General features: G+C 35.8%; 12 protein-coding genes. 8 read left to right on the top strand and 4 right to left on the bottom strand.

The genetic code is table 11. The features are described from left to right. Window positions 1–881 precede the first annotated feature (881 nt). The 5 genes from speB to D5R40_RS25360 all read left to right on the top strand — a co-directional run bounded on the left by speB (window position 882) and on the right by D5R40_RS25360 (window position 5512). On the top strand, window positions 882–1793 hold the full coding sequence (gene speB, locus D5R40_RS25380; protein WP_124143809.1) for an agmatinase: 912 nt from the start codon (window positions 882–884) through the stop codon (window positions 1791–1793). Between the two features lie 80 nt (window positions 1794–1873). Continuing rightward, entirely contained in the window at window positions 1874–2425 is a 552-nt protein-coding gene (locus D5R40_RS25375) for a thioredoxin family protein (RefSeq protein ID WP_192901311.1), read from the top strand. 447 nt (window positions 2426–2872) lie between these two features. After that, window positions 2873–3595 carry a UMP kinase gene (pyrH, locus tag D5R40_RS25370; protein ID WP_124143811.1) on the top strand — a complete coding sequence of 241 codons (723 nt, stop codon included), beginning with the start codon at window positions 2873–2875 and terminating at the stop codon, window positions 3593–3595. Further along, a complete protein-coding gene (frr, locus tag D5R40_RS25365) occupies window positions 3592–4140 on the top strand; it encodes a ribosome recycling factor (protein ID WP_124143812.1) in 549 nt (182 codons plus the stop codon). Before pyrH ends, frr begins: the two co-directional genes overlap by 4 nt. Before the next feature lie 256 nt (window positions 4141–4396). Then, entirely contained in the window at window positions 4397–5512 is a 1116-nt protein-coding gene (locus tag D5R40_RS25360) for a geranylgeranyl reductase family protein (protein ID WP_124155410.1), read from the top strand. A gap of 629 nt (window positions 5513–6141) precedes the next feature. Here the strand turns inward: D5R40_RS25360 and D5R40_RS25355 are convergent. The 3 genes from D5R40_RS25355 to D5R40_RS25345 form a co-directional block, all read right to left on the bottom strand. Beyond that, entirely contained in the window at window positions 6142–6909 is a 768-nt protein-coding gene (locus tag D5R40_RS25355) for a pentapeptide repeat-containing protein (RefSeq protein WP_124143814.1), read from the bottom strand. Between the two features lie 436 nt (window positions 6910–7345). After that, window positions 7346–7705 (bottom strand): hypothetical protein, encoded by a 360-nt coding sequence (locus D5R40_RS25350; RefSeq protein WP_124143815.1) that lies wholly within the window; start codon window positions 7703–7705, stop codon window positions 7346–7348. A 106-nt stretch (window positions 7706–7811) separates the two neighbouring features. Then, entirely contained in the window at window positions 7812–8057 is a 246-nt protein-coding gene (locus D5R40_RS25345; protein ID WP_124143816.1) for a hypothetical protein, read from the bottom strand. A gap of 985 nt (window positions 8058–9042) precedes the next feature. Here D5R40_RS25345 and D5R40_RS25340 point away from each other — a divergent pair. Next, window positions 9043–10209 (top strand): RNA polymerase sigma factor, RpoD/SigA family, encoded by a 1167-nt coding sequence (locus D5R40_RS25340; RefSeq protein ID WP_192901062.1) that lies wholly within the window; start codon window positions 9043–9045, stop codon window positions 10207–10209. A gap of 32 nt (window positions 10210–10241) precedes the next feature. Further along, window positions 10242–10733, top strand: coding sequence for a GNAT family N-acetyltransferase (locus tag D5R40_RS25335; RefSeq protein ID WP_124155409.1), 492 nt, complete (start codon window positions 10242–10244; stop codon window positions 10731–10733). A gap of 261 nt (window positions 10734–10994) precedes the next feature. Here D5R40_RS25335 and D5R40_RS36040 read toward each other — a convergent pair whose 3' ends face one another. Beyond that, window positions 10995–11150, bottom strand: a complete 156-nt coding sequence (locus D5R40_RS36040) for a hypothetical protein (RefSeq protein ID WP_161565067.1) — start codon at window positions 11148–11150, stop codon at window positions 10995–10997. 47 nt (window positions 11151–11197) lie between these two features. On the opposite strand from D5R40_RS36040, the gene D5R40_RS25330 reads away from it, so the two are divergent. Further along, window positions 11198–11404 (top strand): glycogen debranching protein, encoded by a 207-nt coding sequence (locus D5R40_RS25330; protein ID WP_124155408.1) that lies wholly within the window; start codon window positions 11198–11200, stop codon window positions 11402–11404. Window positions 11405–11863: the final 459 nt, after the last annotated feature.

Below are 11863 nucleotides of genomic sequence, written 5' to 3'. Positions count from 1 at the left end.
CCCATGTAATTTTCCTCCTGTCTCCTGTCTCCTGTCTCCTGTCTCCTTCTTCAATATTTGTTGATATATATAGCGTTTCTCAAGTTACTGAGGTACAGTTGTTTTTCTGATTTTCTATTACCGAATAATTAATAATTAAATAATTAAATAATTAAACAATTCGGCTTACTCTGCCTCCCCTTCCAAGGGAAAAAAAATCACGAAGTCAGAAGTCAGAAGTCAGAAGTCAGAAGTTAACCCACCCCTAATCCCTCCCAGGAGGGGAAGTAGGGGATTAGAGCAACGCTCCAAAAATATTGCGCCTTAAAAGGCGGGGTTGCGCGACCCATATTATTTTGATAAATTTTTTCCTTATTGGTCAATCCTCTTCCTTTTAGGGAGAGGTAATTATCCATTATTCATTATCGATTATTGATGATCGATTATACATTAATGAAAGGAGAAACAAGAAAAAATTTTCCTTTTATTCAATCCTTTTCCTTTTAGGGAGAGGTAATTATCAATTATCAATTATCAATTATCAATTATTGAATACTCCCTACTCTCTAAAACAAACAAATTTTGTATCTCACGCTTCTTGGGAGTTGCTGTAGCAATCATTAGTTTTGTAGAAAATATCTACAGCATTAATAAATAGTAGGAATAGTTTTAGAGCTTTTATCTAAAATAAATTTTTATATTAGCGTTGTGATTTTTATATTTATACTTTGTTGTCAAGTATAATTGCTATTCATCATTAATATGAAAGTAAGCATTTCCTGCTAAATGCTTACATATCAAAAACGTTATAATATTCTACACTTAAAACTTACAATAACTATAACCATCAAAATTTTGCTAAATGTTAAATTATTTAACTCTAGAATACTAAAATATTAAAAATGTCAGCAATTTACCCTACATCAACTCTACCATTTATCGGTTCGGAAATTGAACCAGACTATACCACTGCCAAAGTAGCAATTTTACCAATTCCTTATGAAGCAACTACCACTTATAGAAGGGGTTGTGTTAACGGTCCATCAGCAATATTAGATGCGTCTCAACAGTTAGAATGTTATGACGAAGAATTAGACCGAGAAACTGGTTTAGAAGTTGGTATCTATACCCATGAATCTATAGCAGATACTGGTAATGGAAAAAAAATATTACCATTAGATATGCTAAAAGTCACTCAAGAAACAGTAGAAAAATTAGTGAATGATGGAAAATTTGTCATTGCTATCGGTGGAGAGCATAGCATTACAAATGGAATTGTTAAAGCTTATAAAAAAATATATTTGGATGAAAAATTTACAGTAATTCAAATAGATGCTCATGGCGATTTACGTGATGAATATGAAGGTTCAATATATAACCACGCCTGTGTAATGCGACGGATAATTGAAATGGAATTGCCAACAATACAAATCGGTATTCGGGCGATTTGCAAAGAAGAAGCAGATTTAATCAAGGAGAAAAATCTCACAGTTTTTCGTGCAAGGGAAATAGTTATTCAGCCAGATTGGATAGAAAGAGCGATCGCTAGTATTCGGACTCAACAAGTTTTTTTAACAATAGATTTAGATGGAATTGACCCAACATTAATTCCTGGAGTTGGTACCCCAGAACCTGGTGGACTAAATTGGTATTCTTTAACTGCATTTTTGCGGAAATTATTTGAATTACACGAAGTAATAGGTTGTGACATTATGGAGTTAGCTCCAATAGTTGATTCTGTAGTATCTGAGTTTACAGCAGCTAAATTAGTCTATAAACTTATTGGATATCAGGCATTAGCTCAAGGCTGGTAAAAATATGGGATATGATAGAAAAATATTTGTTCTAAGTAATGCAATTGTTTATAAGTAATAGAGAGATGAGTTTGACTGAAATGACAGGAACAGAAATTGATAATTATGCTCCAGATTTTGAATTGCCAGGAGTAGATGGTGAGGTTCATCATTTAGCAAGATATTTAGAAAATTTTAAAGTAGTTTGTGTGATATTTTTGAGTAATCAATGCCCAGAAGTAGATTTATACATTGAACGGATTAAGCAACTGCAAAAAGATTTTCAAAACCAAGGAGTAATCATAATTGGAATGAATGCTAATGATGCGACGATTTCTCCCAATCCCAAAGATAGTTTTGAAAAAATGAAAGAATTTGCAGCTAATAATCAACTAAATTTTCCCTATATTCGGGATGTAACTCAAGACGTAGCAGAAAGCTTTGGGGTTGACAAAACACCCGAGGCTTTTTTATTGGATCGGGAAGGTAAGTTACGATATCGTGGCCGAATAGACGATAATGTTAATCAGCCAGAAGCAGTAAAAGTTGCTTATCTACATCAGGCAATTGCCCAACTTCTTCAAGATGAAGAAGTAACCCCATCTCATACAGAAGTCGTTGGTTGCTCAATTAAATGGCGTCGTAAATTATAACTCAACAGTAGTAATACTGGGGTGATTGAAGAAGGAAGAAGGAAAAAGTTGACGGGGACAGTCTTTGACAGGCCACTTCCTGTCTACAAAACCCAACTAATTGTAAAGACCGTGTAGACAGCGGGGTATTAAACCCAAAACAAAAAGATAAAAAATTAACCGTCACTTCTTTAAACCGTTTCATGCCCTTTTATAAAAGTGATAAACAACTGAATAAATAGTAATTTCCAACTTTTGATAATTTAACTCTCATGCCAATATTATGTGAGTCTGCACAGAATGATGAAATTTATTAACTTATCTGTCTTTTTCTCAAGTCAACTCTGATGAAAATATTATTCTATGTAACTTCTGATAAATTTAGTATCAAGAATAAAATAGTGGAAAAAAGCAGAACAACTGGTATCGTATTGTGGAAGCAACTTTAGTTGAGAAAAGACTCAAAGTATGGGGACAGTCGATCGACGGGTTTTGCTGAAATTGAGTGGCGAATCCTTGATGGGAAGTCTTGGCTATGGCATAGATCCGGCAGTAGTCCAAGGAATTGCTCAAGAAGTGGCCGAAGTAGTGGCCACAGGAATTCAAATGGCAATTGTTGTTGGGGGCGGTAATATTTTTAGAGGTGTAAAAGCAGCCTCGAAAGGAATGGACCGAGCAACAGCAGATTATGTGGGCATGATTGCCACTGTGATGAATGCTATTACCTTACAAGATGCCCTCGAACAAGCAGGAGTGCCGACAAGAGTCCAAACGGCGATCGCTATGCAAGAAGTAGCCGAACCTTACATTCGTCGTCGAGCCATTCGCCATCTGGAAAAAGGCCGAGTGGTAGTTTTTGGCGCAGGTTCTGGTAATCCATTTTTTACCACTGATACTACTGCAGCTCTCAGAGCAGCAGAAATTGACGCAGAAGTAATTTATAAAGCCACTAAAGTCGATGGGGTCTATGATTCCGATCCAGAAAAGAATCCACAGGCCAAACGATACGAGTCCCTAACTTATGGGGAAGTATTAAGACAAGACTTACGGGTAATGGACAGTACAGCGATCGCTCTTTGTAAAGAAAATAATATCCCGATTATTGTATTTAATCTTTCGGTTACGGGTAATATCCGTAAGGCCGTTATGGGAGAAAAAATTGGAACTATTGTCAGAGGTTTTGATGAATGAATATAGAAGAAGCTGAAAAGAAAATGAAAAAAGCAGTTGAAGCTACTCAAAGTTCCTTCAACACGATTAGAACTGGAAGAGCTAATGCTTCTCTTTTAGACAGAGTAATAGTTGAATATTATGGAGTTCCAACTCCACTCAAATCTATGGCAAATATTGGCATCCCAGATGCTAGTACCATTACTATTCAACCTTTTGATAAAAGTAGTCTGGGCTTAATTGAAAAAGCAATTAATATGTCAGACGTTGGTTTAACTCCCAACAATGACGGATCTATTGTACGGCTAAATATTCCCCCACTCACAAGTGAACGTCGTCAGGAAATGGTCAAGTTAGCAGCTAAACTTGCTGAAGAAGGGAAAGTTTCTGTCCGTAATATTCGTCGTGATGCTGTAGATTCAGTTCGTAAACAAGAAAAAAATAGCGATATTTCTAAAGATGAATCACGAGATTTACAAGACAAAATTCAAAAGAAGACAGATAAATACATAGCCAAAATAGATGAGTTATTAGCTGCTAAAGAGAAGGATATTACAACGGTTTAAAAAAATCTTGAAAATCACAGATAAACAAAAGTAAAAAGTAAAAAATCAAGAGTTAAAAAACCTATATCAAGATATGTAAAATCAAGTATCTTAGAAAATCATAGGTAAAATGGGAACTCTGTGATTTTTGCAGGGGGGAGGTTCTATAGATGGTTTAAGCAAGTAAATAACTTTTCTATAGAAACTACCCCTGCTCAATAAGTATTTTCCCATCCTCAAAAATCATAAAAAACCTCAATATTGAAGAATTGAAGAAATGTTTGATTGTATAATCGTAGGAGCAGGCCCAGCAGGAGGTACAGCAGCTTATCATTTGGCTAAAAAAGGACGTTCTGTTTTAGTCATAGAAAAAGAATCTTTACCTAGAAAAAAAGCTTGTGGTGGTGGGGTATCTCCAGCCATCGCTGAGTGGTTTGACTTTGATTTCACTCCAGCAATTTCTCTCAAGGTCAAGAAAATTCGCTATACATGGAAATTAGAAGATCCCGTAGAAGCAGATTTACCTTCTGCAATGTGGATGGTAAAACGGGATATTTTCGATCATTTCCTGATCCAAAAAGCTCAAGCAGAAGGTGCAGAACTAAGAGAAAAAACAGAAGTTACAGGTATTGAATTTAAAAGCGATCATTGGGAAGTTAAAACAAACGGAGAACCTGTTACAGGTCGTTATTTAATTGCCGCTGATGGAGCAAAAGGCCCAATGGCTAAATGGTTGGGTTTCAAAGAATCAAAAAAACGACAAAGTTTGGTTTTTGAAGCAGCATTAAAAGACCAAAATCAACAAGTTAATTTTGAATTTGGCTCAGTTAAAAACGGCAATATCTGGAGTTTCCCGAAAGCAGATTCTTGCTCAATTAATATTGCTACTTTTAGAGGTGGGGAACCCAAAAATTTATCCAAAGATTTGATGGAATATGCACAAAAAATTGGTTTAAGTGCAAATCAAAATGAATTATTAGAACATCCTATTTCTCTATGGGATGGAGATAAAAATCTCCACACAGAAAATGCAGTATTAGCAGGAGAAGCAGCAAGTATATTAGACCCCTTATCTGCCGAAGGAATTCGCCCCTCAATTTTCAGTGGTGTCAAAGCTGCTGAAGCTATAGATAAAGCTTTGGGAGACGATGGAGATGCTCTCAAGCAATACACTCAGGTAATAAATGAAGAATGGGGTGCAGATATGGTTTGGGCAGGTCGTCTAGCAGGAGCATTTTATAGATTTCCCAAAGTAGCTTATAAAATGGGAGTTAAATTACCTGCAGCTACCGAAGTAATGAGTAAAATTCTTTGTGGAGAATTGCGTTATGCAGATATTGCTAACAAGGCCATTAAAAAACTCAGTGGCAGTTTTTTACCAGGAAGAGGTTAATTAAAGTAAGTTATGCTTAAATTTCTCAATTTATAGCGCTGTGCGCAGGCAACAGGCAACAGGCAACAGGCAACAGGGGGAATAAAAGACCGATAATACAAGACTTTTAGCTATTGGACACCTCTTGTAATTTGTAAATATGCCAGCGCACATTGCTATATACAGCAATAAATTTTGGTGATCAAAATCACAGATTAAAGTTATGCTTTTACTGGCATAACTTTACTGTTTTGTTTAACTGGAAATTCTGAATTTAACGGCTGAGATTTTTGACTTTTATTTAGGCAGATAAGCAAATAAGATGTAACTGTTTAGCTGATAGTAATTCTTATAAAGATTGAGCTTAGGGTAAAAGCAAAAACCTTTAAAGGGACGTTTGATCGAACGTCCCTACTGTGTTTAATATAAACGAAAATTTCTGTAAGTTTTGATAAGTTAAGTATTAAGTATTAAGTAAGTAAAAACTAATAAATAATAACTGAACTAAGAGCTGATCTATATAGTAAATATTAAGAGGCTGAATTCCTTATAGTTTCTATACTTATGGAACGTCTTTATGAAATTCAAGAAGGTTGTACTTTTACTTATCAATATCAGATAACTCTGTCAAACAAAAAAAACATAAATACCTAAAATGCCAACCTTAATAAAGAAGGAAGTAAAGAACCAATAGCGTGTACAAATTGATTAGGCTTTTTTGGTTCAGGAGGATTTAAACGTAGGTCAATAACTTCAACCAAATATTGTGATAATTCTTCACCCTCTTTACTACCTTTAGAAATAAAAATTTCGCGAGATTTTTCAGCATCTGCAAGTGCAGCATCAAGATTTCCCAAGTCTGCAAGAGCCATACTTCTAGCAAAATAAGCAGCAGCTAAATCAGACTTTAAATTAATAGCTTGATTATAATATCTAACAGCATCTTTATAATGTCCGGCCTTTGCTTCTGCAATTCCTAACCGATAAAAATCTTCAGCTTCACCAACATTAGATGGCATTCCCACAGCACCCAACAAAAAAGCATTTTTGAGGTCAACATCAGTTAAATTAGCACCAGTTAAATAAGCACTTCTCAAATCGGTGCCAGCCAAATTTGCCCCAGTCAAATTTGCCCCAGTTAAATTAGCACCAAATAAACTTGTACCAGCCAAGTTAGCACCACTTAAATCTGCCCCAGTCAAATTAGCACGACTGAGATTAGCTCCACTCAAGTTAGCCCCTTTGAGATTAGCTCCTTGAAGATTTGCTAATACCAGGCCAGCACCACTTAATTCACAATTTGGACATTGTTTACTAGATAATAACTTTTGTGTATGTTGGATATTTTCAGCAATCACTGGAACAAGAGGGCAAACCGTACTTAAAACTAAAATAGCAGAAAAGATTTTGAGTCTCATCTTCAAATCTTCCAAACTAAAGATTATATTTTGCTGCTATGTTAGCACTCAATTAGTACATCTAGTACCGCCTCACGGAACTGAAAAGCAAGAGTATAATTCTGAAGTCTCCATAACAAAATGACATTATAAGAGTTTTCATCTAAATTATGTATATACCGTTTCTCAAAAAGCGTGAGATACAGTTGTTTTTCTTTTTTCTATCCCCTGTTTCTCGAATTACTACTCCCTACTCCCTACTCCCTACTCCCTAAAACAAACGAATGCGCGTACCTCACCAATATGAGAATTGCCATAACACAGAGACTATAGCTTAAAAAAATAAGGTATTAATACTGAAGAAAGAAGTTCTGTTTTCCAGTCAAAATAAAATTGTATGAGGAGCCAAACTTTAATTTAAAACTATTTCACACTTGATTCTAAATTGAGATTAGCTTTATGATGATGTAATACAAGTCAATATATGAATAAGAGCTAGCTCTACAGTTTCATGGCAATTATCTGAAACATCAAAGAATGGAAAACCATATCGAACACAGTCTCTTTCGATGACTTGACTCAATGAAATAAAACTTTGCACAGTTCTTAGTAATTCTAAATCTTCCATTTGATGAGACCAACAGTAAGGATCGTCAAGTGCTGCTTTGCGAATTTCGTGAAGTTTGCGTTCAGGAGCAGTATTTGGATATCCCAAAAATAAAGTAATGGGTTTGATATACCAAAGACGTTGAATAATAAGTTTATGTGAGATGAATGAAGACTCATAAACGCGAAGATAGTTAAATTCTTTACCCATCAGAACTTACGCAGGGACTCTACAGATAGCTAGTGCGAATGCCATTTGCGCTCCGCAAAGCTCCGAATGCCCCCCCTACAGATGCTGCTTCAAAGATCAATTTGCATCAGTCCTGACCCATATTACGAAGAGCTTTCACCAATACCGTATCACAATAATCTTTACATATCTCCTTCTCTCTAGGAGTAAGTATGGGAGCAGGATAGTTATTGCGAACAGCATTTAAAAATGAGTCTAAATGCACAACAGTACATCGGGTTTGCTGAAAAACGAGATTAGCGAATCGAGACTTACCAGTACGACTAACACCTCCAATAATAACTGTACCAATGCTCTCAATTTTTTGTTCCACGACTACTCCAACAAGTTAAATAGTCATTTATACAGGACTTAAACAGGGAATCTAGAGATAGCTAGTGCGAATGCCATTTGCGCTCCGCAAAGCTCCGAATGGCGTTCCTACAAATGCTGCTTCAAAGATCAATTTGCGTCAGTCCTATTATAGTAAAAAAATATTATTGTAGCTAATTGTCTACACCAATAAAACTAGATAATACAAGTCCAGAGATTTATTGCTAAAATTTAATTATATTGCTTATAGTATAGCGTAAAATTCGCGATCGCTCTCTACTCATTTGATTTTTGATATCAGAAAACAGCGCTGCAACTCCAAATCAGGGATGGTTCCAAGGAAAGAAATGCGTACAAAAAGACGGAACAAAAAATATACTTAAGTAATAAACAAAAAAAAATTTGACTTGACTACTTAATTATTTAATCTAATTGCGATCGCATCGCCTTCTAATTTAATTGAATAAATACAGCATACATAATTTGAAGAAGCAGTCAATCTTGTTACAAATTATTATAATTAGAGTTATTTTAATTATTATTAAATAAGATTAGAAATAAACTAGCTGCTTTGTATTGATTAATACAGCTAATTAAATACTAAAGCTTTGAAATGTATATTGTTATCAGTACAGAAACAGATAACTTAATGTTAAGTAATTATTAGGTATATAAACTCTTGTAGATATAGGAATAGACAGGTAGGTTAGGACTTGTGCAGATGACAATCCGAATCAAGGAAAATGTTTTTCCCACTGTTCCCTGCTATAAATCTTAGGAAGTCCGGTCTAAATAGAGATTTGCGACCGCTCTTAGCTATTCATTGACATAAAGCATGAAATATGGTATTATTTGTACTTTACAAAAGACTTTAATATTGAGTTCATTGTTAAGTAATGATTAAGGAGTAACAGTATAAAACAACACTCCCTCTACGCTTCATCAACCATTTACAGCCAAAAAACTATATAATAGGAAAAAACACCATGAAAATTCTACTAACAGAGAATTCAGGTCAGCATAAAGTCGAATTTCCAGCTCCCACTAATAAACCAGATAATAAACCAGAAATGGCAACTCAAATGCAACAAATGAGTTTGATGATTGCCGAATCACTACATGAAAAAGATCAATATCAGGAGGACTCTAGTATGAATATACAGGCTGTAACTCTCCCATTATCAGAAAATTCACAAGACATAGATGATGCAGTAGGAGCATTATTTAAGCAAATGTCTCGCTATCCTCTTCTCAGCCAAAAAGAAGAAGTAGAATTAGCAAGGCTGATCCAAGAATTAGTTATCTTTGAACAACTGCCAGAAAAACTAGCAAATGACTTAGGGCGAATACCTACAAAAGCTGAAGTAGCAGCAGCAGCAGGTTTAACAGAAGCACAACTATCTCATCGCTTACATAAGTGTCGTGCCGCCAAACGCCGAATGATTAGCTCCAACCTCCGTCTAGTAGTTTCCATAGCCAAACGCTATCTAAACCGAGGAGTACCCTTTCTAGACTTGATTCAAGAAGGAGCATTAGGACTAAACCGTGCCACAGAAAAATTTGACCCAGAGAAAGGTTACAAATTTTCTACCTATGCCTATTGGTGGATTCGTCAAGGAATAACTCGCACTATTGCTAATCAAGGACGTACTATTCGTTTACCAGTTCATGTAGTTGAACAGATTAACAAACTTAAACGAGTTTACCGCGACTTACGACGGAAGCTAAATCGTATCCCCAGTGATACCGAAATTACTCAAGCACTAGAAATTTCTCACCAACAACTGCGTAACCTCCAGCAAATTCGCCGGAAAACTCTTTCTCTAAATCATCGTTTAGGTACTGACGAAAATAGCGAACTGCTAGACTTCTTAGAAGATAATGAAAATAGCACTCCCGAAGCGCAAATGAATGACATGATGATGCGCCAGGATATCTTGGAAGTCTTAAATCATGTATTGAATGATCGCGAACAAGATGTCATCACTCTCCGGTATGGTTTGCTCACAGGAGAACCTCATACTTTAGATGAAGTGAGTCGCATGATTAATCTCTCCCGGGAGCGAGTCAGGCAAATTCAAGCTAAGGCCATGCGGAAATTGCGTCGTCCTCAAGTAGCTGAACGTTTGAAAGAATGGTTAAATCGATTTTAATAAAATGTAATAGCTGTAATAGCGATTAAATTATGTCTTTAAATGAAGTAAAATTGCGTAGTGCTAGGCCAGCAGATGTACCTGTAATATTTGAGTTAATTAAGGCGCTAGCTGAGTATGAAAAATTATCCCATGCTGTTACAGGTAGCGCTGCCTCCTTAAAAGCTCATTTATTTAGCGATCATCCCTACGCTGAAGCGATTATTGCTGAATTTGCTGGCCAACCTGTAGGTTTTTCTCTCTTCTTTCATAACTACTCAACTTTTCTCACTCAACCGGGAATTTATATAGAGGATTTATTTGTTTTACCGGAGTATCGAGGGCGGGGTATTGGGAAGCAACTGGTAAGTTATGTCGCACAGTTAGCTGTATCTCGAAATTGTGGACGTTTAGAGTGGAGTGTTTTAGATTGGAATAAACCAGCTATTGGATTTTATCAACGTATTGGTGCGTCAATTTTAGATGAATGGCGTATATGCCGTGTTACAGGTAATTCTCTCAAGAGTTTAGCATCTGGACAGTAATTTTAAAGAAGACAGAAGGCAGAAGGCAGAAGGCAGGAGGCAGAAGGGAAAATTACTTATGGATAGTCTTCGACAAGCCACTTTGTGTCTACAAACCCCAAACAATTTTAAGTACCCCTGTTGATGTTGGGGTATTAAACCCGCAAAAGAAAAGATAAGATTCAGGTTGAATTTAATCCCATTTAATATTAGAAATTTAGTGCCAACCGAAAATTCTGAATTCTCTAGAGTTCAGAATTTTCTTTGTGTTGTGTAATGAGTTTATAATTTTGTGGCGTTGGTGATTTGAGGTATGATATCCTGTCCAGATAAGAGCGCGAAAAAAAAACTTTCTCCTTCTACTACTCTTTTTTCTTCTTTCTTTCCTCCTGACTCCTGACTCCTGACTCCTAAATAATTAAGATTAATATCATACACTAATTCACAAACGCCTATTTTGTTAACTTTTAATGAGGCTATTAACTATGACTATTTGGGTAAATGAACAGATAGATCCATCTGGTATTATCTACTCCTGTATTGCTTGTGGCGATCAACAACAGGCCCAAGAATGCCATGAGTCTTTTCAAAATAATTTAACTGAGACTCAAAAGGAACAAGGATGGAAAGCTATACTGCGAACCGTTGAATCTTGGGATGAAGTACCTGTGAGTGCTTTGAAATTGAACTAATACCGTTTCACGGAAGTCAAAAATTAAAAGTCAAAAGTCAAAAGTCAAAAGTTAAAAGTAATATTTTTAGGACTCAAAACTTTGACAATATAGTAATTTCACCGAAATTATTTCACATCTATCTAAAGGAGCGAAACTATTTGTAACATTCTTTTTTCACGCTTGGTATAATAGCTACGCGCTAGGGGACAGGGAACAGGGAGAAATTTATCAGAGAAAACATTTTTATCTTTTCTTTTACTGCCGAAAATTCATAACTGCTCTTGAGCTAAGTTTCCGGTTGAGTAGGAAAAAACTATGAACTTTAAATTTATGGAGTTATATTCGGAAATTATCAAACATGGAAATCTACGCATACCATCAAATTGCTGTTGCTTGGGAAACATCTCACAAAATTAAGCAACCAACCTGTTTTTCATGCGATCGCATTATGATTTTTTTACGTTTAGGATGGAAAAT

The sequence above is a fragment of the Okeania hirsuta genome, assembly GCF_003838195.1.
Lineage (GTDB): Bacteria > Cyanobacteriota > Cyanobacteriia > Cyanobacteriales > Microcoleaceae > Okeania > Okeania hirsuta.
This window is presented reverse-complemented; position numbering and strand designations above follow the sequence as displayed.

Excerpts from the sequence above, each read along its gene's own strand:
- pyrH (WP_124143811.1), top strand. The coding sequence starts at position 2,873 with ATGGGGACAGTCGATCGACGGGTTTTGCTGAAATTGAGTGGCGAATCC.
- D5R40_RS25355 (WP_124143814.1), bottom strand. The coding sequence starts at position 6,909 with ATGAGACTCAAAATCTTTTCTGCTATTTTAGTTTTAAGTACGGTTTGC.
- speB (WP_124143809.1), top strand. The coding sequence starts at position 882 with ATGTCAGCAATTTACCCTACATCAACTCTACCATTTATCGGTTCGGAA.
- D5R40_RS25340 (WP_192901062.1), top strand. The coding sequence starts at position 9,043 with ATGAAAATTCTACTAACAGAGAATTCAGGTCAGCATAAAGTCGAATTT.
- D5R40_RS25360 (WP_124155410.1), top strand. The coding sequence starts at position 4,397 with ATGTTTGATTGTATAATCGTAGGAGCAGGCCCAGCAGGAGGTACAGCA.
- D5R40_RS25375 (WP_192901311.1), top strand. The coding sequence starts at position 1,874 with ATGACAGGAACAGAAATTGATAATTATGCTCCAGATTTTGAATTGCCA.
- D5R40_RS25330 (WP_124155408.1), top strand. The coding sequence starts at position 11,198 with ATGACTATTTGGGTAAATGAACAGATAGATCCATCTGGTATTATCTAC.
- frr (WP_124143812.1), top strand. The coding sequence starts at position 3,592 with ATGAATATAGAAGAAGCTGAAAAGAAAATGAAAAAAGCAGTTGAAGCT.
- D5R40_RS25335 (WP_124155409.1), top strand. The coding sequence starts at position 10,242 with ATGTCTTTAAATGAAGTAAAATTGCGTAGTGCTAGGCCAGCAGATGTA.
- D5R40_RS25350 (WP_124143815.1), bottom strand. The coding sequence starts at position 7,705 with ATGGGTAAAGAATTTAACTATCTTCGCGTTTATGAGTCTTCATTCATC.